Genomic DNA, 25080 nt, shown 5'->3' on the forward strand with positions numbered 1-25080 from the left:
GCTCGAGGCCCTACGGAGACCCATGCACGTCGTCGTCCTCGGCGCAGGGTACGCCGGGCTGGTTCTGACGCGCTTGCTCGAGCGGGATCTCCCCGCCGAGACCGACATCACGCTGGTCAACGAGTCGCCGGATCACCTCGTCCAGCACGAACTCCACCGGGTGATCCGGCGGCCGGAGCTGACCGCGGCGATCACGGTTTCGCTGCCGCAGGTCGTCGATCGGGCCGCCGTCCGCGTCGCCCGCGTCGAAGGGATCGATCAGGACGAGCGGACGGTCTCGCTCTCATCTGGCTCGCTCTCCTACGACGTAGCGGCGGTCTGTCTCGGCGCGCGGACGGCGTACTACGGACTCGAGGGCGTCCGCGAGCACGCGACGCCGCTCAAACGGCTCTCGCACGCGAACCGGATCCGCGCGGGCGCGCTCGAAGCCCTCTGGTCCGAGGACCCGCAGTTCGTCGTGGGCGGTGCCGGCCTCTCCGGCGTGCAGGTCGCGGGCGAACTCGCCGCGCTGGCCTGCGAGGAGAACAGCGAGGCGACGGTCACGCTCCTCGAGCAACTCGAACGCGTCGCGCCGAACTTCCCGGCGGACTTCCAGCGAGCGGTGCGGGACGCGCTCGAGGATCGCGGGGTCGACGTTCGGACCGGCGCGACCATCAGCCGGGCCGACGATGCGGCCGTCTCCCTCGAGTCGGGCGATCGTGTCCACTACGACCAGTTCGTCTGGACGGGCGGCATCCGAGGCGGGGACGTGCTCGGGGGCGAACGGCCGACCGTCGAGAGCGACCTCCGACTCGACGACCGGACGTTCGCACTGGGGGATGCAGTCCGCGTGACCGACGCCACCGGTGAGCCGGTGCCGGCGAGCGCGCAGTCGGCCGTCCGCGAAGCCCGAACGGTCGCCGAGAACGTCTCGCGGATCGTCGAGGCCGACGGTGGCGATGGCGATCCCGAGCTCGGCGGTTCCGATCCGCTCCTCGAGCCGTTCACCTTCGACTCGCCCGGCTGGGCCGTCAGCGTCGGCGACGAGGCGGTCGCGACGATCGGCTCGCGGGTCGTCACCGGCCGCGCGGCGACGGCGCTGAAGGCGACGATCGGGGCAGGATATCTCTCCGCGGTCGGCAACGCCGGGAACGCGCTCGGGTTCGTCTACCGGGACCTCGTCGCGGACCGAGTTCGGCGCCAGCGATAGATCCGTCGCTCGCCGAGGGCCGTGGAAGTCGGTAGCGGGACCTCGCCTACCGCTGTGAATCGCGGAGGATGAGCGGTTCGATGGCGAGCGTCCGCTTCGCGATCGTGACGATTCGCAGGACGTAGGCGGTAAACAGGAGGAAGGGCAAGAGCGTGATGGTAAACGCCACTCCGATCGCCCACGTCATGTTCGAGACGCCGACCGTCGCTCCCGGAAACGTGCCCGCGTCGACGACGGTCAGCATGACTCCGGCGACGACCAGCGCCGGCACCGCCGCGTAGAGGATCATCTGCGACAGCGAGACGAGCGCCCACTCGAAGTACAGCGTCTTGACGTGTTCGCGCGCCGGGCCGAACAGGCTGAGCGCGGTTTTCAGGTTGTCCAAGTGTTCCGTTTCGTCGGCGGAGAGCTCGTCTTCGTGTTCGTTTGCGATCCGTTCGACCTGATAGATCTTCCAGCCGTAGTTGAAGTTGAGCGCCGCGAACAGGACGTCGAACGTTCCGAACGAGGCGTCCTCGAGCTGGTCGCGGACCAGCTCGGCGTTACCGACGAGGCTGTCGGTGAACTCGTCGACCTCCTTGCGAAGCTGGTCGCTGTCGTTCTCCGAGATAGCGGACTGTAGCACCGTCGCTCGATGCTTCGTGACGCCGATGAGATCCTGTAGGAACGTCGACGGGTCCGGGGGACTGGGCGACCCGATCAGCTCCTCGGTGAAGTCGCGGAAATCCATCGCCCCTTCCATCCGGGCCCGCTGTTCGCCGAGCGGGCCGTTCTCCTGGGAGAGGACGAGCTGTCCGATCGTGACGACGAGGGTCGCACCGGTGATAATGGCTCCAATCATCGTCGAGAACATCGTCTCGATCGTGTCTTCGGCTCGAAGCTGTGGCAACAGCGGTTCCGGCAGGAGGGTAACGGCCGCGACGAACGTCGCTAACACGGCCAGCGCCAGTACGGCGGTCACTTCGAGTCTGTTCGCGCCGAGGAGGAGCCAGATCTTGAGCCGGCTTTCGCCGGCCCGCTCTCGCATCGTGTTGGCCGTACTGATCTCGTCCGAATCGGAGGACTCGCTCACGCTACGTCACTCCTCGTCGCTGCTGTCGGCGGACTCAGCCGGCCGTTTGAACACGAGATACTTCGTCCCGCCACCGGTGTACTCGATCGTCTCGACGAGCTCCCAGCCGTCGTCGCCGTACTCGTTCAGGGCGTCCTGGGGGTTCTGGGCTTCCTTTTTCGTCTCGTCTCGAGGCGGCCTGAGCGTCCTGTACTCCCATCGACGGATCGCGGCTCTGCTCACCGTCGTCGGTACGCGGTCGACGCCGGTAAGACTGGCGCCACTCTCATCGGTTCTGACCGAAACGAACCGATAAACGGCCCGGAACGGTGACGTTCACGAACCGATGTCGGTCCGGCCCCGTTCGGTCGCGGCTACGTCCAGCGGTCGAGCCCCGTCTGGGTGACGCTCTCCTCGATCCGTTCGAAGCCACGCTCGACCTCGCCGGCGTCGACCGCCCACTCCTCGGTGACGTACTCCCGTGCGGCCGTGATATCGGGATCGAGCGTCGTCTCGAACTCGTAGTTGTCGGTCACGTCGGGGTCGCGGAACAGCTGTCGGACGCGGTCGCCGTACTCGATGTGTGCGCCCCGGGCCTCGAGGACGCTCCAGAGGTCGCCGTGTTCGGTGATCGCCGAGATCGCCGTCTTCGGGCCGATGCCGGAGACGCCCTCGTTGAAGTCCGTCCCGATGAGGATCGCCGCGTCGATCAGTTGCTCCAGGGTGAGGTCGTGGTGCTCGAGGGTCGCCTCGAGATCCATCAGTTCGGGATCGCCCTTGCTCGTCAGCTGGCGCAGCGTCAGCGGCGCGCCGAAGAGCAGGGCGTCGTAGTCCTCCGACCCGACGTAGTCGGCGTCGCCCCGTTTGACCATGTGGGCGGCCTGGGCCTCGCCTTCTGCGGGCGCTTCGACGACCGGTACGTCGAGCAGCCGGAGCAGTTCTCGGCTGGTCTCCTGGATCGTCGGCGTCAGCCGCTGGGTGCGGGACTCGAGTTGCGCGATGGCGACTTCGTCGCCCTCTTCGCGGGCGGTCTCGAGTTGCTCCTCGTAGCTGCGGCGCTGTTCGCGGCGGGACTCGATCTCGTCGGTCTTGAGCTCGGAGGGGCCGCCGTCGAAGACCATCACCGGCGTCACGTCGTTCTCGAAGAACTTGGGCAACCCCTGAACGATTCCGACGAGGTTGGCGACCTCGGTCCCGTCCGCGGTCGTGTACTTCCCGCTGTTGGTCCACTTGACCGTCGTCGTCAGATACCGATAGAGCCAGTTGTGAGCGTCGACGGCGACCACGCCTTCGATTTCATCGAAGGGGATCTCCTCGATGACGGCGATGTCCCGGAGTGCAGCGTTTCCCATTACCGACTCCTTGGTACGACTGGGATTTGAATCGTTGGCTTCCGTCCGTCACGATCGGAGCGAGAACGATCGCGGCCCTACGGGAAGTCGCGCCGGGATCTCTTCCTCGGGTACGCGCGAAAATTGCGGTGAGTACAGGCGAACGACGTATCACTTCACCCACTCGTTCAATCACGGTGGCGTGTGCTGGGCCGCGGTGAGCGGACAGCGAACCGCGGCTCAACGCCGCGCGAGGGATGAGCGAACGCCGGAGGCGAGAGCGAATCGGCTGGGGAGGACGTGGAAATTCCCTGGTGCCACGCGAGCAGGACGCTTTGGTTCCCACGAACGCCTTCAAACCCCTTCTCAGCGAACGCAACTGCCGAATTCTTCCTCTATTCGAACGAGCCGAGCGACGACTGTAGGTTTCGATCCGCCGCTCCTTCCTCCACGTCGTAGCCCACCAGATCGCGCATATCGACGGCGTAGGTCGTCCCGCCGTTCTCGAGGACTAGCAGTCGCCCTTTGACACCCACGACGGTCCCCGAGGCGATCGTCTCGCGCACGGGCCGCGCCTCGAGGTCGATCCCGTAGTCGAAGTCGAACCGGTCGATGACGTCGAACTCCGTGAGGGTTTCTTCCCACGCGTCTTCGTCGACGGCGGCCGCGAGTGCGGCGACCTTCGGGCCGGTTCGAACGCGGTCGGTGAGCCGGGTCGCGATCTCGGCCTCGAGTTCGCGGGCGATCCGGCCGTTCGAGACGGTGTGGACGTGCGCCGCGCGATCGGCCCCCTGTTCCCGGAGACGGGTCTCGAGTCGCCACTCGCGGGTGACGCCGACCTTGAACGTGTCCGGGGCGAACGCGGCGACGTAGACGGCGTGCGCTTCGTAGCAGTCCATCTCGTCTTTGAGGCAGCTGCCGGTACAGCGGGCGCAGACCCAGGTGCTCGTGTGGTACTCGCAGTAGGGGGCCGACGGCCGGTCGCAGGCGATGTGGGCTCCGTCGTCGATCGTCCCGGCGCAGTGGCGCTCGCCGAGCGAGAAGGCGAGGTCGTCGCCGGGCTCGAGCGGGTGGCGCTCGACCGCGGCGCCGTCGCCGTCGCTCACCAGCAGCGCCGAGCCGGTCCCGCTCGGTTCGTAGCCCACCAGTTGCACGGCTTCGGGTTGGGGTCGGCCGCAAATATACTCCCCGCTGTCGCCGAGGCGGGTCGCGACCCGTCACGGCTGCAGCCGTTGCACCGACCCCGTCCACCGCTGTCCGCGCGGACGAACACCTATACGCGACGGCGGCCAACGCGGGGCTATGACTCTCGACGGATCGCTCGAGACGGCGGGCGACGACGCCAGAGACGCCGTGTTGTTCGTGTTCACCGTCACCAACGCGGGAAGCGAACCGGTCGAACTCCGATTTTCGGACGCGTGCAAGGCGGAGTTCGTCGTGATCGACAGCGACGAAGAGGTCTGGCGGTTCTCCGAGGGGCGCATGTTCGCGCAGGTGCTCGAGTCGGAGACGATTGCGCCCGGCGAGTCGACGACGTACGAGGCGGAGTGGTCCGATCCCGAACCGGGGACGTACGAAGCGGTCGCCGACCTGCGAGCGCAGGACGAGACCTGCGAGGCCCAGACCGCCCTCTCGATACAGTCGTAACGCCCGCCATGTAACGGGACGAACAGGTCGCGACGGCGTCGGCGGACCCGGCGACGTGGACCGCCAGCGAAGTCCATATACCATCTCCATCCTAAGCCGCCTCTATGCAAGCGCTGGTCGTCGCGGCACACGGATCGCATCTGAATCCGGACGCCTCGGACCCCACCTACGCCCACGCGGATATGGTTCGCGAAACGGGCGCCTTCGACGAGGTCCGCGAGGCCTTCTGGAAGGAGGAACCGCACTTCCGCGAGGTGATCCGAACCCTCGAGTCCGACGAGGTGTTCGTCGTTCCGCTGTTCATCAGCGAGGGCTACTTCACCGAGCAGGTCATCCCGCGGGAACTGCGTCTGGAGGAGTGGGATCCCGACCGGTGGGACTCGGACGGAACCGACGCCTCGCAGGCGACGCTCGAGGCCGAAGACGTCGGGAAGACGATCCACTACTGCGGGCCGGTCGGAACCCACGACGCGATGACGGACGTGATCGTCCAGCGAGCCGAGACCGCCACGGAGGACCCCGACGTGGGCGACGGCGTCGGCCTCGCGGTCGTCGGCCACGGCACTGACCGCAACGAGAACTCCGCGAAGGCCATCGAGTACCACACCGAGCGCATCCGCGACCGCGACCGCTTCGACGAGGCCAAGGCGCTGTTCATGGACGAGGAGCCCGAGGTCGACGACGTGACGGACTACTTCGAGAGCGACGATATCGTCGTCGTCCCGCTGTTTATCGCCGACGGCTACCACACCCAGGAGGACATCCCCGAGGACATGGGTCTGACCGAGGACTACCGCCTGGGCTGGGACGTACCGACCGAGGTCGACGGCCACCGGATCTGGTACACCGGCGCGGTCGGTACCGAGGACCTCATGGCCGACGTTCTCTTAGAGCGGGCCGCCGACGCCGGGGCCGACATCGGCGACGCCCGCGAGGCGGTACGCGAACGGGCCGCGTCGGTCGCCGATTCCGACGCGGAACCGAGCGCGGACGCGAGCGCGGGGGACTGATTCGTGACGGTGGCGATCGAGGACCTCGAGATCCTGGTCGACCGCGCGTCGTCGGGCGTCGCGTTCGACGGTCTCCGAATCGACGAGACGGACGGCGAGTTCACGCTCGAGACGCCCGACGACGAGTGGACCGGTCTCGACGAGGCCGACCTCGAGGAGCCACTCGCCGCCTGCGAGGAGTACGTCACGAACTGGCGCTACTGGGCGGAGACGGTCGGCGGCGAGGGGACCGCCCGCCGCGCGTTCCTCCGGTGGTGTGAGCACGCCCCGGTCGCGGACGCGGATCCGGAGACCGATCCGTCGGGCCCGTGGAGCGAGCGCGGCGAGGAGGCGAACGCCGGCCCCCTCGCGGTCCCCGACCGGTACGACGCCCTCCGCGACGGCATCGATCGTCAGTGGGGTCAACTGTGTATCACGGCCCGCTTCGTCGACGTCGCCGATCCCGACGGCGAGCGCGTCTACGATCTGTGGCACGTCGACGACGCCGACAGCGACCTCGCCGACCTCGCGGTCCACGACGACCCCCGCGACGCGCGCGAGATCGCGACCTACGACGCGGACGGTCGGTACCGGCCGCTGAAGACCGCCCCGACGCTGTCGGACGGCTGGGCCTTCACCGGCCTCTCGGGCGACGAACTCGTCGAGACGGTCGAGTTCTTTTACCCCGCGACGGTCGCCAACTGGCACCGAGAACTGCGCGGGAATCTGGACGTCGATCACTGGCTCGAGACCGCCGAGCGACAGACCGGCATCTACGACGTGATCGACGACCTCCCCCGCGAGGCCGTCGCTTGGATGGCCGAGGCCTGTTGCGTCGACTCGCAGTGTCTCCGCCGCCGCGAGTGGCAGTACGAGGAGGGCGACGACCTCGCCGTCGACGGCGGCGACGGCCCCTTCCCCTGCCGCGAGCCATGCTCGCTCGTGATCGCCGCGGCGCGCAAGTGGGCTATCCTCGAGTCCGAAGACGAGCACACCTACGAACTCGAGCTCACGACGAGCGAACGCAATCAGCTCGAGGAACTGATCGACGCCGTCGCCGAGGGGCGCGTCGACGAGATCCGCGAGGCAGACGTCAACGACGGCGCGAACCGGTACCGGGCACGCTATCTCCGGGCCAAGCGATTCGACGAGGACGGCGCGCTCGAGGCGACGCAGGTCGACGACTGACCGCCGTCGCCGGAGCGTGTTGTCGTTCTCGTTCGAGGGTCGCGCCCGCGTCTCTCCCGGCGGTCGCCGGCTGTTCGAGCAGCGGCTCGAACGAGACCGGCCGAACCTATACCCTCGCTATCTCCGACGGTGCCGACGACCTGTCGGGCGATCTACTCGATTTCGATACGACGGGGCTGGCCGGCAGCCAGGCCGACGTTCTCGAGGAGGCGATCCGAACCGGGTCGTACAGTGAGGAGGGGGTCAACTGGGACTCGCTACCGGGTCGAAAGGGAATAACGATGGAGTTTCGGACGGTGATCCAGCTGATCGCCCGTCACGCCGGCCGCGATCCGCAGGTCAAAAGCGAGGCGTCGTTCGGCGCGCCGTGTCGGTACGACGGGCGGCGCTACCGAGCGACCGTCGAGGTCACGTGAGGACGCCCGCTACCAGACGAGCAAGAGCGCTGCGACGACGACACCGGCGACGACGATGCCGAGCCCGGCCGTCGCGACCGGGCTGGCGATCGTCGCCGCGGTCGCCGCGGCGATACCGACCGCGACCAGCCCGAGCGCGAGGACCGCGACCGTCGCCGGTTCGAGCCCGCTACCGCTGGTGACTCGATCGACGGCCCGCTCGAGCGTCGTCGGGTCGGGCTCCCGGCGAGCGGGTTCGGCGAGCGTCTCGTCGACGTCGACGGCTGGCGGGCCGGAGACGACGGTGACGCCGATCGAGATCGATTCCGAGCCGTAGCCGGTCAGTACCTCGAGCGTCCCCTCGATAGGGCGGTCGATGCCGTCTGCATCGACTGCGATCGGAACCGTCGTGACGCCGTTGGGCTCGACGTAATAGTTCGATCGGTCGACCGATGCGATCCGCTCGAGGTCACCGTCGAGGCGACAGTGGACGTGCGCGGGCGACTCGTGGCCCTGCAAGCGGAGGCCGAACGACTCGTGGGTTTCGAGCGTCGCGCTCGACGCCTCGAGTTCGTCGGCGGCTCCGCGGTTGACGTGGACGGTGACCTCGGGTTCGGACATGGGTAGCGTGGCCGCTCAGGCCGGCGTCTCTTCGCGCATATCCGGCGGGAGCAGGTTCGGAATACCGTCCTCGATCGGGTATCGCTCGCCGCATTCGGTGCAGACGAGATCGCCGGCGACGACCTCCCCCTCGTCGTAGGCGGGGTCCTCGAGCTCGAGGTCGTGTTTGTCGAGCGGACAGCAGAGAATCTCCAGTAACGACTCCTTCATACTACGTAGGCTCGTCGCCTCCAGCAAAAGGTTTCGGGAACGTCGATCGTGAGTGGAAGGTCAGCGACCGGTATTACCTGCGGTCGAAGATCCTCAGCCGGCGCTACTCGTAGGGATTCTCGACGACGACGGTCTCGCCGCGACCGGGACCGACGCCGACCGCGTAGATCGGCGCGTCGAGCTCGTCTGCGATGTACTCGAGGTAGGTCCGTGCGTTCTCGGGAATCGCGTCGTAGCCGTCCTCGGCGGCCGCGGACCAGTCGACGTCGGACCAGCCATCGAAGGTTTCGAAGGTGGCCTCACAGCGGCCCCACGCCTCGGTCGTCGGCGGCATCGTGAAAATCTCCTCGCCGTCGAACTCGTAGCTGTGGCCGACTTTGACCTCGTCGAGACCGGCCAGCACGTCGATGTGATTGACCGCGAGGCCGGTGAAGCCGTTCGCGCGGGCCGCGTGGCGCAGCATCGGCATGTCGAGCCAGCCGACTCGTCGCGGGCGGCCGGTGACGGTACCGTACTCCCCGCCTTCGTCGCGGATGTACGTCGCGAGCTCTTCCTCGTCCGCGTCCGCCCCCTCGGTGGCGTCGTAGTCGGGCGTCTGGCCCTCGACGCCACCGAGCTCGGTCGGCAGCGGCCCGGTACCGACTCGCGAGAGGTAGGCCTTGACGATGCCGATGACTTCGCCGTCGCCGATGACGGTCGGGCCGAGCCCGGTGCCGACGGTCGCGCCACCGGCGGTCGGGTTCGAGGAAGTGACGTAGGGGTAGACCCCGTGGTCGATGTCGAGGGAGGTTCCCTGTGCGCCCTCGAGCATAACGTTGTCACCGGCGTCGATCCGCTTCTGGAGGAAGCTACCGCAGTCGACGGTCATGTCCTCCTCGGCGAGTCGCTCGCCGTATTCGCGGTACGTCTCGTACAGGTGGTCGATGTCGAATTCCTCCCCGGTCTCCTTGCCGAAGACCTCCTCGGCGAGGGCCTTCTTCTGGGGGACGACGTACTCGAGTCGTTCGCGGAGCACGTCCGGATCGAGCAGGTCGCCGACGCGGACGCCGCGACGGCCCGCCTTGTCCTCGTAGGTGGGGCCGATGCCGCGCTTGGTCGTCCCAGCGGCGAGGTCCTCTTTCTCGTCCTCTTCGATGCCGTCGAGCGCGCGGTGATAGGGAAGGATAACGTGTGCGCGCTCGGCGACGCGGACGTCGGGCTCGAGCCCGCGCTCGCGGAGCGTATCGATCTCGTCGAACAGCGTCTCGGGGTTGACGACGCAGCCGTTGCCGAGGACACCCACCTTGCCCCGGACGGCCCCCGACGGCACGAGCGACAGCTTGTACTTTGCACCGTCGTGAACGACGGTATGGCCAGCGTTGTCGCCGCCCTGATAGCGGGCGACGACGTCGGCGGCGTCGCCGTAGAGATCGACGACGCCACCTTTGCCTTCGTCGCCGAGTTGCGACCCGACGATAGTGACGGTCATAACAGCGGCGGGTTCTTGCCGGGCCGATAAACAGATTACGGTATGCGCGGGGCCGGACCCGGGATCCATCGCCGCACTCTTCGTGCTGCATCGCCTTTCGTCCTCCAACGCCAGCGCTAGGTGCCGGGATCGAGGCGCTCCCCGCCCGATTATTTCCCGGAAACGGAAACGTTAACTACTGACAGGAACGAACATCCAGTTGACAGTGGTCGTTTCACTCGCCGAGAGTAACTTTTAAAAGGTCCAAAGACAAGTTAACAAATGCCATGATAGACCGACTTGAGAAGGAAGTCGATATGTTGGAACGCCATCTGCAGGTCCTGAAGATGGTGATCGAAAACGAACCCATCGGGATCGTCAAGATGTCGAACGAGACCGGCTACCCCCACCACAAGGTCCGCTACTCCCTGCGGGTCCTCGAGGAGGAGAACCTGATCGAGCCCTCGAGCCAGGGCGCGATCAAGACCGAGCGCACCGCGGAGTTCGTCGACGAACTCGACGGGAAGATCGACGACATCGTCGACAAGCTCGACGGGATGAAGATCGAAGACGTCGCCGAGATCGAAGGCTAGTCTCTCGTCCGGTTCGGCTACCGCCGCCCGTCCCCGCGAGCGATGACGATACGGCTGGATCGACTTTTGACTTTTCTCGTTCCTCGAGCGATTCGCTTCTCGCTTGCGAACTCCCGAACGACGGTGACTGTCGGCGCTGGCAGCGGCGCTTTCGTGTCGAACATCCCTCGAGGTACCGGCGGCGAAATCGGGCCCGACTGCTACAGCTCGGGAACGTTCATGTGGAACCCTTCGGAGCGCGATTCGGCCAGACAGAGGTGGTACCCCTCCTTGCGCGAGAGGTTGACGTAACTCAGCTTCGAGCCGCGACTGAGGAGTCCGCCGCTGGTGGCCTGTTCGGTCACCTCGAGCGCGCCGGGTTCGAAGTAACTCGAGGTGACGGCGATCGCCGCCGCGAGCGACGGATAGTTGGCCTTCACCGCGGAGGCGGCTTCCTCGAGTTCCTCGAGGAGGGCCTTCGATGCCGGCTCGCGCGAATCGTTGAGCGTGGCCAGCACTAACGGATTCCCCATCTTGTCGAACGCGACGATGTCGAAGGTGACCTGATTGGGGACGTCCTCGGTGTCGTCGTCTTCTAACGAGATGGTCGCGCCGAGTTCGGCCCGGTCGATGCGGGGAATCGCATCGTACAGGTCGCCCAGTCCGTCGGCGTTGCCGGTGTCGCGGATCTCGTAGAGCACCATCTCGGTGAGCCAGTCGACGAACCGGTACTCCATCGTCGACGCGAGGAAGTCCCCGTAGGGCTCACCGTCGACGACGGCGTCGGCCGAGTCGAACTGGGTGTGGTGTTCCAGCCGCAGGTTCGAAGCGACCTCGCTGCGGTCGGCGGCGCCGTCGTGGGCCGTCTCGAGGGTCGGTTGGCTCTTGGAGGCGTACCGGACGAAGAGGTTCGTCCCCGAGAGGGCTTGCTGGGGCGAGAGGTGCGTTCCCCGTCCCGCGCTGGCGTCGGCGGCCCCGGCCCCCGTTTCGGTCTCTCGCGTGCGAGCCTGTTCTAAATCCGTCTCGAGGCTCTCGATTCGGGACTGAAGCCGTTCGACGGTGGCGGAGAGATCCTCGTTCTCCGATCGCAGTCGGTCGCGTTCGGCCTCGAGTTCCTCGGCTTTCGCCACGAGCGCGTCGCGTTGCTCCTGCAAGGTTTCGACCTTCTCGGTGAGCGCTGCGACCTGCTCTTGATTCCCCTGCTCGGCCGTCTTTGTCCGAGACTGCGCCGTCTCGCGCCCGCGGCTCTGAGCCTGCGACCGTTCACCGCGACCGCTGGCCCGGGACGCCGTCGACGCCGAGTCGGCCGGTCGTCCTCCCCTCGAGTCGGACTGACCGCCGGTCGACGCTTCGGCACCGGCCGTGCGAGCGTTCCCGCCGCCGCTGCTCGAGTCGGCGTCCGAGTCGCTGTCGTCGGGATCGATCGACGGGATGCGTCGCGTCTCGCGCCACTCCTCCTCGCGTTCGAACTGTTCCTCGAGGTCGTCCTCGTCGGATTCGGGTTCGGCTGCCGAACCGGCGTCCGACTCGTCGGTAGTGCTACCTTCGACCGTCGAGGCGGCGTTTACGTCCGGCTCGTCGTCCTCTTCGACCCAGGAGATGTTTCGATCCAGTTCCTCGGCCGCCGCCTCGACCTCGGCGAGGTCCGGATCCGTCGGGCTCTCGACCTCGTCGGTCTCGGGTTCGCTCTCGATCGGCTCGGAATCGCCGTCCGACGCGTCGCCAGCAGCGGCGTCCGCCGTGGCGTCTGCCTCCGAAAACTCGGTTTCCACGCCGGTCGTCGACGACGAATCCGTTTCGTCCGATACCTCTGGTTCGTCGTTCCCGTTCCGGTCTACCGATTCGACGCTTTCGTCCGACGCTGTCGACTCGGCCTGAGAGGTTGGATCGGAGTCGAGGGACGGCTCGGCCTCCGTGATCCCGGGCGATGCCGACTCCGATTCGACCTCCGTCTCCTCGGTCGCGGTGATCCCCGACGCATCGCCCGTGAGGTCGATGTCGCCCGTCAGCGCGGAGTCGTCGGCGGTCACGTCCTCGATCGGGTCGCCGGCTGCGGCGTCGGCCGTATCCGTACTCGAGACGTCGATCGGATCGATCGAGGACGTCGTCGGATCGGCGCTCGGCTCGGCGTCCGTGTCGTCGACCGTGGACGAACCGGCAGCGCCGGTGTCGATCGCGTCGTCGTCGTTTCCGTCCGCCGTCGCCCGATCGCTGCCCGACGAGTCGGGCTCGGCGCCGCCCGTTCCCGGAACGTCGGTGACCTCGATCTCGACGTCGACGACCTCGTAGATCCCGACTTCGTCGGCCGCGCGGTCGAACGCCTCGTCGCCGGTGAGCAGCCGTTCGGCGTTCCCGATGTAGGCGGCTGCCATGCGGCGACCGCCGTAATAGACGGCGTAGTAGTCGCCGCTCAAGACGTTCTCGCTCAGTTCGACGTAGCCGGTAAACGACCCGCTCTGGAGGGTGTTGTCGACCTCCCGGAGCGGCGTCTCGTTGGTGTAGTAGTTCGCCCGTGTCTCGCCGCCCCGTTCCTCCATCGTACAGAGCAACGGTAGCGACGGGTGGGGTGCCTCGTACTGCGTTCCCGAGGCCGTCTCGAAGTCCTCGATGTCGCCGTCGAAGACGCCGACGATCCGGCCGTTGAGCATAAAGAGCCACGTGCCGGCCGCGGAGACGGCACCCGAGAAATCAGCAGCAGCGAGATCGGAGAGGCCATCGAAGCCGCCGTTGAACGGGCGGGAGTCCCACTCCTCGACGCGCTCTTGCGTGCGCGGGTCCATACGTCAACAAGCGGGAACCACACCAAATACGTTTCGCCTAGAATAGGTCGATCTTTTCTATATCTTCGACTCTGCATCCTCGGCGAGTTCTTTCATGCGCTTGCCGATCCGGCCGGCGCTCGAGAACTCGTCTTCGCTCATCGCACTCGCTAGCGCGTTTCCGAGGACGAAAACCGCGTGTTTGTGTTCGCTCTTCGACTTGTGGACGTGCGAGGGATCGACGTCGAGCTGGCGGTAGGGATCGAACAGCGTTTCGTCGACCTCCTCGCGCTCCGAGAAGTACTCCATGATGACGACGAGTTCTTCGTGGAGCTCGAGGAGTTCGTCCTTATGCATACCCGCCTGTAAGGACGGTCTCGATTTAAGCGTTGTGTGGCCGAGGGTCCCAAATACTGGTGCGAACGCTCAGCGGTTCGGTCCGTCCGAGTCGCGGTCGGCTCGGCGGTAAATGACGATTGCAAGCAGCAGAATCCAACCCCCGAAGGCGACGGCGGCGACGAACTCGGGGACGGCGAACCACGTCCCGGTATCGGTGCTCCCGCCGAGCGAGAGCACCCAGGCCAGCCAGGCCACCGGATGAACGTTGCCGAGCCAGAACGACGCGACCGCGAGCGGGCCGTCGCCGGCCAGTGCCGCTCCGGTGCCGTAGACCCAGCTCGCGAACGGGGCGACGCCGAACACGGTCAGCGCCGCGAGCCCGTGCAGACTCGTCTCGAGGTAGACTGCCGTGTGTTCGAGGAAGAAGATCCCGACCCCGATCTGTCCGAGGACGGCGACCGCGAGCAGGACGATGCCGAGCCGCTCGAGGGCGTTCCGACTCGCGACCCACAGCCGCCAGGCGAAGGGGAGGCCGACGAGGCCACCCAGAATCAGGCCGCCGTTGAACACCGGAAACGTCGGGGCGCCGTACCGGCCCATGTCCGAGAGCGCCCGGTCGGCCCAGGTGAACGTCTCCGGAGGTGCGAGGAGGGTCGCGAGGAGAATCGCAACCAGCGAGAGGAGCGCCCCGGCGGCGCCGCAGTACGTCGCGATCCGTTTTCGGTCGGGCATGGTACTGGTTCGTAAGGGACGACGTATCAAGATGACTGTATGGGTCGCTGACAACTGTGGTGATCGGAGTCAGAGAAAACGGATGGCAGACGGAGAGCGCAAAACGCTGTGGGTGCGTCCGATCAGTCAGCGCCAGCGGGGGCGCTATCCGCGTTCGCGTCGCCGTTGCCCTCCTCACGGTGATCCGCGGGGAACCACGCGAGTTCGTGGTCGGCGGTGACGCGGACGCGGACGCGCTCGTCGAGATCGATCCGGTCCGAGTGGTTGTGCATGCACTCGATCGTCTCGCCGTCGTCGAGTTCCACGCGGTAGAGGACGGTCGGACCGAGATAGCGTCGGTAGACGACGCGGCCGTCGGCTTCCGATTCGTCGGCCGGGTAGGCCGTCACGTCGTCCGGCCGGACGAGCAGGTCGACGGCGGAGCCATCGTACTGGTGAGCGAGGCCGTGAACGTCGTCACGGAGGACGCGGCCGAGCGCGGTGTCGACGCTGTCGCCGCGGACCTCGCCGGCGAGGAAACTCGCGTGCCCGAGGAAGCCGGCGACGAACCGGGATTCGGGCTGCTGGAAAACGCGCTGGGGCGTGTCGATCTGTTCGATATCGCCGTCGTTCATCACGGCGACGCGGTCGGAGATCGACAGCGCCTCCTCCTGATCGTGGGTCACCGAAATGGCGGTGACGCCCGTCTCTTTGATGATCCGGCGGACCTCCTCGCGCATCTCGACGCGAAGGTCCACGTCGAGACTCGAGAACGGTTCGTCGAGCAACAGCATCTCGGGTTCGGGGGCCAGCGAGCGCGCGAGCGCGATCCGCTGTTGTTGCCCGCCGGAGAGTTCGTCCGGATAGTGATCGCCGTGGGATTCGAGGCCGACGAGTTCGAGAAGGTCGTCGACGCGGGACTCGCGGTCGGCCGCGTTCCAGTCCTGGAGGCCGAAGGCAACGTTCTCACGGGCGTTCAGGTGGGGAAAGAGCGCGAAGTCCTGAAAGACGACGCCGATATCGCGGTCCTCGGGCGAGACGAATCGTCCCTCGCCCGAGACGGTCTCGTCCTCGAGTCGGACCCGGCCGGCGTCGGGCCGCTCGAGGCCGGCGATCAGCCGGAGCGTCGTGGTCTTGCCACAGCCCGACGGTCCGAGCAGGGTCAGGATCTCGCCCTCGCGGACGGACAGCGAGAGGTCGCCGATAACGTCCTGGCTGCCGTAGCGTTTCGCGATGCCGTCGAGTTCGAGTACCGGCTCCTCGGCCGTCGGCTCTCGCACTGGTTCTTCGACCGCCGTCGTGAGCAGTTCTCCGTTCCCCATAAATCGACTCTCCGGCGTGGGCCGGCGTTACTCTATTTAGGCACGCCTAAAATACTTATAGCTGCCGGTCCAGTTCTGGCTGGCGGAAAACGGAAGCGAGAGAACCCTAGAGTTCCACACCGCTGGGAATCAGGCTGTGCTGGCGGAGCAGGCTCCCTTCGTCGTCGTAGACGAGAAACGTCCGTTTGTCGTAGGTAACGAACGGCTCGCCGTCGAGCGTGATTTCGACCTCGTACCGACCCTCGTCGTCGGCGGCGGTCTCGCCGTAGCCCCGCGCCGCGCGGATGAACTGGAGGACGTCGTCGGCGTCCTCGTTGAGTTCGAGGATGAACTCGCCGGTGATGCGGTTGGTCACGCTCACCACTCCCGCGGTGTCGTCCCCGAGCGGTCCCTGGAGTCGGAGGGCCGCGTCCGTCTCGCCCGCCTCGAGAACCTCGCCGTCGGGACCAGTCAGGCGCTCGCGAAGCATCGTCGCCGGGCCGGTGAAGTCGATCGATACCGCGGGCTTTTCGGGTTCCCCGTCGGTTTCGACCCAGTCGATATTGTTGACGTCTAACGTGAAGTGCTCGCGCCTCATTCCGTACGTGTCGCTTCGGACTCCGGCAGTATGAACGTAACGCACAACAGATACGCCGGCGACACAGTTCGGACGGCGAGGGAGTAACGGCCGAACGACTGCCCGGTGGACTGATCGGCCATCTCACTTATCAGGGTTGCGCCCGGACGTGTCACGAAACCTGCGTTCAATGGAGCCTCCAGATCACACCGACTCGGCCGTGGACGCGCCCGTCGATAGCGCGGCCGGTGCTCGTCCCCGCCGCGACGCGCCGGCCGAAACCGGTGACCGCGAGCCAGCGTCGGACGACGAGCGCCCGGCGTCGACGATCGACGTCGCCCGACGACGGATCCAGCGCGTCGTCGAAACGCTGCGCGGATCGACCGTCGATGTCGGCGACTACGAACCAGACGCGCACGGTCCGCTCGTTTCCTTCGACGATCCCGACGGTCTCGAGGAGGTCGACCGCTACTGGGTCGACGCCCCGTTCTCGTTCGTCTCGATCGGCTACGACGACGAGGCGAACGAACACCGGTATCGCGCGGTCGAACCCTCGCTGCGCGAGGAGGAGGCGGTCGTGCTCGAGACGCTGTTCGAGGACGTTCGCGATCCGCTGCTCTATCGCGAGGCCGACGGCGACGATATCGACGGGCTGCTGCGCGAGACGATTCGGGAGTCCCTCGAGCGCTACGGGGCCGAGGTCGACGCGGCGACGTTCCACCGGCTGTTCTACTATATCCACCGCGACTTCCGCGGCTACGGTCGGCTCGCCCCGATCATGCACGACCCGCACGTCGAGGACGTTTCGTGTGACGGCTACGGACTGCCGATCTTCGTCTACCACGACGAGTACACCGACATCGAGACGAACGTCTCGTTCGAGAAGACCGCGCTCGACCGGTTCGTCGTCCGGCTGGCCCAGCACTCCGGTCGACACATCTCCATCGGCGATCCGATGGTCGAAACGACGCTGCCCGACGGCTCCCGCGCCGAACTCGCGCTCGGCGAGGAGGTGACGCCGCGTGGCTCCGCGTTCACGATCCGAAAGTACGCCGAGGAACCGTTCACGCCGATCGACCTGCTCGAGTACGGGACGTTCAGCGTCGGGCAGTTGGCCTACCTCTGGCTCGCGATCGAGCACAACAAGAGCCTGCTCTTTGCGGGCGGCACCGCATCGGGGAAGACGACGAGCATGAACGCCGTCTCGATGTTCATTCCGCCGCGCTCGAAAGTGGTGACGATCGAGGACACCAGCGAACTCCAGCTCTCCCACGACAACTGGCTCTCGTCGGTCACGCGCGAGCGCATCCACGAGGGAACCGACGTGACGATGTACGACCTGCTGCGCTCGGCGCTGCGCCACCGCCCCGAGTACATCGTCGTCGGCGAGGTCCGCGGGGAGGAGGCGATGACCCTCTTCCAGGCGATGAACACCGGTCACACGACCTACTCGACGATGCACGCCGATTCGGTCCAGACGGCGATCAACCGGCTCGAGAACGAGCCGATCAACGTCCCCCGGTCGATGGTTCGCAGCCTCGACATCCTCTCGATCCAGACGCTGACTCGGTCGGGCGACCAGCGCGTCCGCCGCAACAAGGTACTCGCCGAAATCGAGGGAATCGACCAGCGCACCGGCGAACTCGACTACTCGACGGCGTACACCTGGGAGAGCGAGAGCGACACGTTCCGGAGCAGTTCCAGCCACGTCCTCTCGGAGATCCGCGACGAGCGCGGCTGGAGCCAGCAGGAACTCCTGACGGAACTCGAGAACCGCGAGCGGTTCCTCACGTATCTCCGAGACAACGGCATCGCCGACTACCAGCGGTTCACCGCGCTGGTCAACGAGTACTACGGCGATCCCGAGCGCGTCCTCGAGACGATCGGCGACGAGCGCGATCACGGCGCCGACGTGCGGGACGAAACCGAGCACACGGCGAAGACCGACCCCGGAACCGGGGGCGAGACGGCAACGGACCGATGACCCCCGTCACCCTCGTTCCGCTGGTGATCGCCCTGCTCCTCTGTTCGCCCGTCGCCGTCGCCAGGTACGTCGACCGCGTCGATCGCGCGCTGACTCGAGTCGCGGTCCGATCGTTCGGAAGTCACGTCGACGTGTTCGCCAGCGTCCACCCGGACCGGCGGGCGGCCTTGCGCGCTGCGCACGTCCCGACGACCGACCGCGAGTACGGCTCGCGGACGCTACTGTCCGCGGCGATCGCCGCGCTCGTCGGCTCGATCCTCGGGGTCTACGCCGTCTGGGGTCTCCTGACGGTTCTCTCGGTCGGCCCCGAAACGATGCGTGCGGCGTTGCCCGGCCCGCTCGGGTTCCTCGCAGCTCTCGGAGGGCTCCCATCTTTGTCGGCCGGCGAACTGGCCGTCCTGTTCGCGTTCTCCGCGCTCACACTGGGGGCCGTCGCCGGCGCCGGGACCTACTGGTTCCGGTGGTGGTATCCCGGCTACGTCGCCGCCGCTCGCGCCCGCCGGATCGAGGCGGGACTCCCGTCGACGGTGGCGTTCGTCTACGCCCTCTCGAAGAGCGGGATGGCGTTTCCGAACGTGGTCCGGGTCGTCGCCGACCAGGAGGACACGTACGGCGAACCCGCCGCGGAGTTTTCCGTCGCCGTCCAGCAGATGGACACGTTCGGGACCGACGTCGTCACCGCCCTCCAGACGATGGGGCGGCGCTCACCGAGCCCGCAGTTTCGCGAGTTCACCGAGAACCTCGTCAGCGTCCTCCAGAGCGGGCAGGGACTCTCCGACTTTCTCGAGCGCCAGTATCAGGAGTACCGCGAGGAAGCCGAGTCCCAGCGGGAAGGAATCCTCGAGCTGCTCGCCACGCTGGCGGAGGGCTACGTCACGGTGCTGGTCGCGGGGCCGCTCTTTCTGATCACCATCCTCGTCGTCATCGGCATCGCCGCCGGCGACACGTTCGGGGAGCTGCAGGCGCTGGTCTACCTGCTCTTGCCGCTCGCCAACCTCGGCTTCGTGGTCTACCTGAGCATGGTGACGGACAACCTCGATCCCAGCGACGGGGTCGACGGAGAGCCGACCGCCACCGAACCGCAGACGGTCGAGACGGCCCGAACGGCGCGAGCCGACGGTACCGGAACAGCGCCGGGCCCGACCCCCCATCCCAACGTCGAGCGAGTGCGGTACCACCGCCGGATTGCGGGCCTGCGCGAGCGGTTCGGCCACCCGATCCGGACGTTCGTCGAACGGCCGTCGCTCACGCTCGCGGTTACCATTCCAATCGCGCTCGCGGCGATCGGGACACAACTCCCGACGGCGCTCGAGGGCGGATTCGATACGACTGCGATCGACGACGCGATCGCCGTCGGTACGCTCGGCGTCGTGACCGTCTTCGCGGTCGCCTACGAGATCCACCGCCGCCGGCTCACGGCGATCGAAACCGCGGTGCCGGACCTGCTCGACCGCCTCGCTAGCGTCAACGAGGCCGGCCTGTCGATCGTCTCGTCGATCGATCGGATTCGAGGATCGGATCTGGGGCCGCTCAGCGACGAACTCGACCGCGTCTGGGCCGACGTGCAGTGGGGTGCCGACCTCCAGACCGCCTTGCGTCGATTCGAGGCGCGCGTCGGCACTCGCTCGATCTCGCGGGTCGTCACGCTGCTGACCGAGTCGATGAACGCCAGCGGAAACCTCGCGACCACGCTCCGGATCGCCGCGCGAGGGGCGGCGGCCGACAGACGGCTCGAAAGAGAGCGCAGGCAGGCGATGCTCGAGTACATGGTCGTCGTCTACGTCTCGTTTCTCGTGTTCCTCTTCATCATCGCCGTACTGGCGGGGTATCTCCTGCCGAACCTCCCGGCCGACGGCGCGGAGCTGGGATCGAGCGCGGCCGCGTCACAGCTCGGTGGATTCTCCGGAGCCGATACCGACGCGTACGCCACGCTGTTCTATCACGCGGCGCTCGTCCAGGGGCTGTGTTCGGGGCTGATCGCCGGCCAGCTGAGTACCGGCGACATCCGAGCGGGCGCGAAACACGCCGCGATCATGCTCGCGCTCTCGGTGACCCTGTTCGCGCTCGTCCTCTGAGGGCGTCTCCGACGTGCCGGTATCGGCGGTGTCGATGTAGAAACCCTTTAGTCATCGACGGCGGAACCTCTACTGGGAAACGCACGGCCGCAAATCCGACTGCGTCGCCCGCTCTTTCGGGCGGCTTGGGATTGCGGAAGTGCACGGCGAGAGCCGTATTTACGCGCGGTCAGTGCGGTTCCTATCCTCAACAATGGCACGAATGCACACCCGCCGTCGCGGCTCGTCCGGTTCGGACAAGCCGTCGGCAGACGAACCGCCGGAGTGGAGCGACGTCGACCCCGACGATATCGAAGACCGGGTCGTCGAACTGGCAGAGCAGGGTCACGATCCCAGTCAGATCGGAATGAAGCTGCGTGACGAAGGCGTCACCGGCACGCCCGTCCCGGACGTCAAGCTGGCGACCGGGAAGAAAATCACCGAGATCCTCGAGGAGAACGACGCCACGGCCGAAGTCCCCGAGGACCTGCGGAATCTGATGGAGCGCGCAGTTCGCCTGCGCGAGCACATCCGTCAGAACCCCCAAGACGCCCAGAACAAGCGCGCCCTGCAGAACACCGAATCGAAGGTGCGCCGCCTGGTCGACTACTACCGCGGCGACGAACTCGAGCCCGACTTCACGTACACGCCCGAGTTCGCGGCAGAACTGCTCGACGATCTCGAGTAATCCCGTATGTCCACCGAGGGTCGATCCGCCGAGCCGGCATCCGCCACCAGCGCACTCGAGAGCGCCGGCTTCGTTCGGCTGGTCGCCCGCGCCGACGGCGACGCGCTCGCGGCGAGCGGGCTCATCGCGAGCGCCCTCGCCGCCGCCGAAACGCCGTTTCAGGTGACCGTCGGCCGGACGATCGCGGAGCGATCCGAACGCCTTCGCAAGCCGACCGGTGACGGCGACGCGACGGTCGTCGTCGGCACCGCCGACGGAGCCGCCGACGCGGACAATGTGCTCCGACTGGCGGCGACCGACCGACCAGCCTCGCTCGAGGCCGTCGATCTCGTCCGCGATCTCGGCGCGACGCCGGATCCGGTGCTCGCACTGGCCGGCGTCGTCGCCGCCGGCGGCGAACCCGGCGCTGGCGAGAGCGAGTGGCTCGTCGAGACCGCACGCGAGCGCGATCTCCTCGAGCGACGGCCGGGCGTCGCGGTGCCGACCGCGGACCCGATCGACGGGCTCGCACACTCGACGCGCGTTCGTGCGCCGTGGTCAGGCGATCCCGATGCGGCTCGTGACGCGCTCGCCGACGCCGCCGACGGGGATCCCGCGTCCTTCGACGCGGACGACCACCGCGCGATCGGCTCGCTGGTCGCGCTCGACGCCGTCGGTGCCGAGGGGGCTGCAGACGCCGCCGCGGCGTCGATCGCTCGAGCGCTGCGACCGTACGCGACGCCCGACGGCCCCTTCGCGACGCTCGGCGGCTTCGCCGACGTCCTCGAGGCGACGGCCAGAACGGAGCCCGGCACGGGAACGGCGCTGGCGATGGGCCACGACGTTCGCGAGCGCGCACTCGAGGCCTGGCGCGAACGCGGACGCCGCGCGCACGCGGCGCTCGAGGGAGCCTCGACCGGCCGCTACGACGGACTGTTCGTCGTCGGCATCGACGACGGCCCCGTCGAGGCGGTCGCACGGCTTGCGGCGGCCTACCGGTCGCCGGAGCCGACCGTCCTCGTCGTCGCGAACGGCGAGGGACAGGGTCCCTCGGGCAATCAGGCGCCGTCCGATGACGGCGAGGCCGCGATCGCGACCCGCGAGACCGACCCCCTCGGCGCGACCGTCGAGGGCGTCGCTCGCGACCTCGAGGGCGCAGCGCCGGATTCGGCGACGGACGCTGCCGGCGTCGACTACGACGTCGGCCACCGGCGCGGATACCTGCGATACGACCCCGGAACGGACGAATCGACGATCATCGCGGCAGTGAGGGACCTGCTATGAGCCGGCGAGCGACGATCCGGACGGACTGCGACGACCCCGAACTCGTCGCGCGGTCGCTCGCCCCGGACAACACCGACGAGATGGAGACGACCGTCGAGCGGACCGACGAGGGACGCGGGACGGTCGTCACGCGGATCGACCGCGAGACGACGAGCGGCCTCCGCTCGACCGTCGACGACTACGTCGTCAACCTCTCGGTCGCGATCGACGTCGCGACACACGCACGGAACGGACAGCACGCGGAACCGACGGACGCGGGACCTGCGTCCGATAGCGATACCGACTCAACACACGATACACAATGAGCGAACGATCAGTTTCACGCGCGAAACAGGAGAAGCGGTGGTACACCGTCCTGGCACCCGAGCAGTTCGACCGCCAGGAACTCGGCGAGACCCCCGCTGACGAACCCGAGAAAGTCTACGACCGAACCATCGAAACGACGCTCGGCGAACTGACCAACAACGCCAGCGAGAACAACACGAAGCTCACCTTCAAGGTGGCCGACGTGGGTAGCGACAGCGCCTACACGGAGTTCGTCGAGCACGCGCTGACCCGCGACTACCTGCGCTCGCTGGTCCGCCGCGGCGCCTCCAAGATCGAGGCCTACGTCACCGTCCTCACGACGGACGACTACCGCGTCCAGATCCAGCCCGTCGCCTTCACGACCAAGAAGGCCGACGCGAGCCAGGAGAAGGCCATCCGCGAAACGATGGTCGAGATGATCGAAGAGGCCGCCGAGGAGCGCTCCTTCGAGGAACTCATCGACAGCGTCGTCGAGGGTCGCCTCTCCTCTGCCATCTACGGCGAGGCCAAGACGATCTACCCGCTGCGCCGCGTCGAGATCCAGAAGTCCACCCTCGAGGCTCACCCCGAGGAAGTCGCCGAAGAGGAAGCGACCTCGGTCGACGTCGACGACGAAGACGTCGCCGCGGACGACTGATTCGGACGGCGAACGCAGCCGACACTCGCTGGGCGCTGTTCGATATTTTTGATCGATCGCCGATCGACTCGAGTCCGTCAGGGAGCGCTGTCGCTCTCCACCAGTCCGGTCGGCGAGAGCCGGGATCCGCGACGCGGCCGCTCAGAGGTCGACGTCTTCGGCCGACTCGACGTCGAATCGGGTCACCGTGGGCTCGCCGGCGAGCAGGTCCGGCAGCGCCGCCGAAAACTCCTGGAAGTGGTCCGCCTGACCGTGGGCACCGAGGGCGGCCTCGTCTTCGTACTGCTCGAAGAACCGGACGACGTTCGGATCGGACACGTCGGTCGCGGCACGGTAGTCGATTATCCCGTCTTCCCGCTGGGATTCGTCGACGAGATCGTCGACGAGTTCGAGCGCCTCTTCGCGGCTATCGGGGTCGAGCGGAAAACTCGCGTGAACTACTATCATGCGACAGTAACGTCCTGTCGTCGAGGGATAAAACTGCCTGTGTCAGGCATTTGTGCCGGCGCAGCGGGTCGTTGGTCGTCGGTCGTCCCGGCAGTCACTCGGTGACGACGATCTCGCCGGTCATGTTCCCGCGTTCGTGGGGAATACAGAAGTACTCGTACGTGCCCGGAACGTCGAAGGTGTGCTCGTACGTCTCGCGCGATCCGAGACGGCCACCGCGCTCGCCGTGCCACGCGTTGTACGCTGAATCCTGGTCCTCGAAGCCGCCAGAGGCGAAGTACGCCGCGTCGTCGGGGATGAGCTCACCGTAGGCCGTGACGGTGTGGTCGGCTTCGCTCGTGTTCTTCCAGACGACCGTATCGCCGACGGAGACCTCGTAGGTGGCGGGGAGGAACTCAGTGCGATTCATACCGATGTGACAATCCCCGCCGCTACAGGGGTCGCTCTCGATAACGCTGAGCGCGGACGAACATCCCGCGAGGCCGGCCGACGCGGCGGTGCCGACGGCGGCGAGGTAGACACGCCGGTGCATACCGGATCGTTGGGAGAGTCGCGGTATAACCGTCTTGGTTCGCTCCCCGAAACTGGGAACGCCCCGGAAACGAAAACACGTAAGGTAACTCCCCGTCGAATCCGGGCATATGCTCCCCCGGTTCGTCGGTCGGCTGGGCGTCGCCGACGCGGTGACGATCGCCAACGCGGCGCTGGGGTTCGTCGCCGTCGTCGTCGCGACCGTCGACATCGAGTTAGCCGCCCGACTCATTCTGCTGGCGGCCATCGCCGACGGCCTCGACGGCATCCTCGCGCGCCGGTACGGCGGCACCGACGCCGGCCCGTATCTGGACTCGCTCGCCGACGTGGCCTCCTTCGCAGTCGCTCCCGCCGTCCTCTCGTTCGTCGTCGTTACGACCGGACTCGAGGTCGCGTTCGACGCAGTTACGGCCGAACTGCTGGCCGTGGCGGGGATCTGTGCGCTGTTCGTCGCGATGGCCGTCACCCGACTGGGAATGTACACCGCCTACGATATTTCGGGCAGCTACACTGAGGGCGTGCAGACGACGCTGGCCGCGACGGTGCTCGGCGCGGCGATCCTCGCCGGCGAGACCTACCCCTGGCTCGTCCTCGCGGTCACCGGCGCGTTCTGTTACCTGATGGTCTCGCGGATCCAGTACCCCGACCTGCTGGCTCGAGACGCCGGGATCATGGGCGTCGTCCACGCGCTCGCGATCCTCGTCCCCGACTTCGCCGGCCGGACGTTCCCGTACGCGCTCCTGACGCTCGGGCTTGCCTACATGACGCTCAGCCCGTGGCTCTACTGGGGCGAGAAGGAACGTTCGTCGGAGGTCGACGTGCATGGAAACGCTTAGGGCCGTG

Annotated in this window: 27 protein-coding genes; 13 read left to right on the forward strand and 14 right to left on the reverse strand. The window is 67.0% G+C overall.

What is annotated here, in order from left to right; genetic code table 11:
• Positions 1 to 22: 22 nt before the first annotated feature.
• Positions 23 to 1189, forward strand: a complete 1167-nt coding sequence (locus NDO75_RS04845) for an FAD-dependent oxidoreductase (RefSeq protein ID WP_310904963.1) — start codon at positions 23 to 25, stop codon at positions 1187 to 1189.
• Positions 1190 to 1235: 46 nt separating this feature from the next.
• On the opposite strand, the gene NDO75_RS04850 is transcribed toward NDO75_RS04845, so the two are convergent.
• From NDO75_RS04850 to NDO75_RS04865, 4 genes are all read right to left on the reverse strand, one after another.
• Positions 1236 to 2216 carry a hypothetical protein gene (locus NDO75_RS04850; RefSeq protein WP_310905177.1) on the reverse strand — a complete coding sequence of 327 codons (981 nt, stop codon included), beginning with the start codon at positions 2214 to 2216 and terminating at the stop codon, positions 1236 to 1238.
• 51 nt (positions 2217 to 2267) lie between these two features.
• Entirely contained in the window at positions 2268 to 2483 is a 216-nt protein-coding gene (locus NDO75_RS04855; protein ID WP_310904964.1) for a DUF4177 domain-containing protein, read from the reverse strand.
• Between the two features lie 131 nt (positions 2484 to 2614).
• Positions 2615 to 3592 (reverse strand): flap endonuclease-1, encoded by a 978-nt coding sequence (gene fen / locus NDO75_RS04860; RefSeq protein ID WP_310904965.1) that lies wholly within the window; start codon positions 3590 to 3592, stop codon positions 2615 to 2617.
• A gap of 374 nt (positions 3593 to 3966) precedes the next feature.
• Positions 3967 to 4725 (reverse strand): DUF2797 domain-containing protein, encoded by a 759-nt coding sequence (locus NDO75_RS04865; RefSeq protein ID WP_310904966.1) that lies wholly within the window; start codon positions 4723 to 4725, stop codon positions 3967 to 3969.
• Positions 4726 to 4873: 148 nt separating this feature from the next.
• Here NDO75_RS04865 and NDO75_RS04870 point away from each other — a divergent pair, with 148 nt between their 5' ends.
• The 4 genes from NDO75_RS04870 (at position 4874) to NDO75_RS04885 (ending at position 7811) form a co-directional block, all read left to right on the forward strand.
• Positions 4874 to 5218, forward strand: coding sequence for a BsuPI-related putative proteinase inhibitor (locus tag NDO75_RS04870; protein WP_310904967.1), 345 nt, complete (start codon positions 4874 to 4876; stop codon positions 5216 to 5218).
• Positions 5219 to 5322: 104 nt separating this feature from the next.
• Complete coding sequence (locus tag NDO75_RS04875) at positions 5323 to 6228, forward strand: CbiX/SirB N-terminal domain-containing protein (protein WP_310904968.1); 906 nt, start codon at positions 5323 to 5325, stop codon at positions 6226 to 6228.
• A gap of 3 nt (positions 6229 to 6231) precedes the next feature.
• Positions 6232 to 7395, forward strand: a complete 1164-nt coding sequence (locus tag NDO75_RS04880; RefSeq protein WP_310904969.1) for a DR2241 family protein — start codon at positions 6232 to 6234, stop codon at positions 7393 to 7395.
• A gap of 281 nt (positions 7396 to 7676) precedes the next feature.
• Positions 7677 to 7811, forward strand: coding sequence for a hypothetical protein (locus NDO75_RS04885; protein ID WP_310904970.1), 135 nt, complete (start codon positions 7677 to 7679; stop codon positions 7809 to 7811).
• Between the two features lie 9 nt (positions 7812 to 7820).
• On the opposite strand, the gene NDO75_RS04890 is transcribed toward NDO75_RS04885, so the two are convergent.
• The 3 genes from NDO75_RS04890 to NDO75_RS04900 all read right to left on the reverse strand — a co-directional run bounded on the left by NDO75_RS04890 (position 7821) and on the right by NDO75_RS04900 (position 10089).
• Positions 7821 to 8411 carry a hypothetical protein gene (locus NDO75_RS04890; protein ID WP_310904971.1) on the reverse strand — a complete coding sequence of 197 codons (591 nt, stop codon included), beginning with the start codon at positions 8409 to 8411 and terminating at the stop codon, positions 7821 to 7823.
• Positions 8412 to 8426: 15 nt separating this feature from the next.
• On the reverse strand, positions 8427 to 8621 hold the full coding sequence (locus NDO75_RS04895; protein ID WP_310904972.1) for a methytransferase partner Trm112: 195 nt from the start codon (positions 8619 to 8621) through the stop codon (positions 8427 to 8429).
• A 103-nt stretch (positions 8622 to 8724) separates the two neighbouring features.
• Entirely contained in the window at positions 8725 to 10089 is a 1365-nt protein-coding gene (locus NDO75_RS04900) for an adenylosuccinate synthase (RefSeq protein ID WP_310904973.1), read from the reverse strand.
• A gap of 266 nt (positions 10090 to 10355) precedes the next feature.
• Here NDO75_RS04900 and NDO75_RS04905 point away from each other — a divergent pair, with 266 nt between their 5' ends.
• Positions 10356 to 10661, forward strand: a complete 306-nt coding sequence (locus NDO75_RS04905; RefSeq protein WP_006429686.1) for a hypothetical protein — start codon at positions 10356 to 10358, stop codon at positions 10659 to 10661.
• Positions 10662 to 10861: 200 nt separating this feature from the next.
• Here the strand turns inward: NDO75_RS04905 and NDO75_RS04910 are convergent, their stop codons facing one another.
• The 5 genes from NDO75_RS04910 to NDO75_RS04930 form a co-directional block, all read right to left on the reverse strand.
• Positions 10862 to 13420 (reverse strand): transcriptional regulator, encoded by a 2559-nt coding sequence (locus NDO75_RS04910; protein ID WP_310904974.1) that lies wholly within the window; start codon positions 13418 to 13420, stop codon positions 10862 to 10864.
• A 57-nt stretch (positions 13421 to 13477) separates the two neighbouring features.
• Positions 13478 to 13756, reverse strand: coding sequence for a UPF0058 family protein (locus NDO75_RS04915; protein WP_006181940.1), 279 nt, complete (start codon positions 13754 to 13756; stop codon positions 13478 to 13480).
• 69 nt (positions 13757 to 13825) lie between these two features.
• A complete protein-coding gene (locus tag NDO75_RS04920; RefSeq protein WP_310904975.1) occupies positions 13826 to 14470 on the reverse strand; it encodes a DUF998 domain-containing protein in 645 nt (214 codons plus the stop codon).
• Positions 14471 to 14592: 122 nt separating this feature from the next.
• The gene (locus tag NDO75_RS04925) at positions 14593 to 15771 is read right to left on the reverse strand and encodes an ABC transporter ATP-binding protein (RefSeq protein WP_310904976.1); all 1179 of its coding nucleotides are present in this window, start codon (positions 15769 to 15771) and stop codon (positions 14593 to 14595) included.
• 106 nt (positions 15772 to 15877) lie between these two features.
• On the reverse strand, positions 15878 to 16348 hold the full coding sequence (locus tag NDO75_RS04930; protein ID WP_310904977.1) for a DUF5793 family protein: 471 nt from the start codon (positions 16346 to 16348) through the stop codon (positions 15878 to 15880).
• A gap of 169 nt (positions 16349 to 16517) precedes the next feature.
• Here NDO75_RS04930 and NDO75_RS04935 point away from each other — a divergent pair, with 169 nt between their 5' ends.
• The 6 genes from NDO75_RS04935 to NDO75_RS04960 all read left to right on the forward strand — a co-directional run bounded on the left by NDO75_RS04935 (position 16518) and on the right by NDO75_RS04960 (position 23259).
• On the forward strand, positions 16518 to 18311 hold the full coding sequence (locus tag NDO75_RS04935; protein ID WP_310904978.1) for a type II/IV secretion system ATPase subunit: 1794 nt from the start codon (positions 16518 to 16520) through the stop codon (positions 18309 to 18311).
• Positions 18308 to 20386, forward strand: coding sequence for a type II secretion system F family protein (locus NDO75_RS04940; protein WP_310904979.1), 2079 nt, complete (start codon positions 18308 to 18310; stop codon positions 20384 to 20386). Before NDO75_RS04935 ends, NDO75_RS04940 begins: the two co-directional genes overlap by 4 nt.
• Before the next feature lie 193 nt (positions 20387 to 20579).
• Complete coding sequence (locus NDO75_RS04945) at positions 20580 to 21053, forward strand: 30S ribosomal protein S15 (RefSeq protein ID WP_310904980.1); 474 nt, start codon at positions 20580 to 20582, stop codon at positions 21051 to 21053.
• Between the two features lie 6 nt (positions 21054 to 21059).
• Positions 21060 to 22316 (forward strand): exonuclease, encoded by a 1257-nt coding sequence (locus NDO75_RS04950; RefSeq protein WP_310904981.1) that lies wholly within the window; start codon positions 21060 to 21062, stop codon positions 22314 to 22316.
• Complete coding sequence (locus tag NDO75_RS04955; RefSeq protein ID WP_310904982.1) at positions 22313 to 22621, forward strand: KEOPS complex subunit Pcc1; 309 nt, start codon at positions 22313 to 22315, stop codon at positions 22619 to 22621. Before NDO75_RS04950 ends, NDO75_RS04955 begins: the two co-directional genes overlap by 4 nt.
• Complete coding sequence (locus NDO75_RS04960) at positions 22618 to 23259, forward strand: 30S ribosomal protein S3ae (RefSeq protein ID WP_310904983.1); 642 nt, start codon at positions 22618 to 22620, stop codon at positions 23257 to 23259. Before NDO75_RS04955 ends, NDO75_RS04960 begins: the two co-directional genes overlap by 4 nt.
• A gap of 141 nt (positions 23260 to 23400) precedes the next feature.
• Here NDO75_RS04960 and NDO75_RS04965 read toward each other — a convergent pair whose 3' ends face one another.
• Both NDO75_RS04965 and NDO75_RS04970 read right to left on the reverse strand, forming a co-directional pair.
• Positions 23401 to 23706, reverse strand: a complete 306-nt coding sequence (locus NDO75_RS04965; protein WP_310904984.1) for a putative quinol monooxygenase — start codon at positions 23704 to 23706, stop codon at positions 23401 to 23403.
• A gap of 94 nt (positions 23707 to 23800) precedes the next feature.
• Positions 23801 to 24238: a plastocyanin/azurin family copper-binding protein gene (locus NDO75_RS04970; protein WP_310904985.1), complete on the reverse strand. Its 438-nt coding sequence runs from the start codon at positions 24236 to 24238 to the stop codon at positions 23801 to 23803.
• A 109-nt stretch (positions 24239 to 24347) separates the two neighbouring features.
• Here NDO75_RS04970 and NDO75_RS04975 point away from each other — a divergent pair, with 109 nt between their 5' ends.
• Entirely contained in the window at positions 24348 to 25073 is a 726-nt protein-coding gene (locus NDO75_RS04975) for a protein sorting system archaetidylserine synthase (RefSeq protein WP_310904986.1), read from the forward strand.
• Positions 25074 to 25080 lie beyond the last annotated feature (7 nt).

This window comes from Natrinema sp. 1APR25-10V2 (assembly GCF_031626495.1).
Classification (GTDB): Archaea; Halobacteriota; Halobacteria; order Halobacteriales; family Natrialbaceae; genus Natrinema.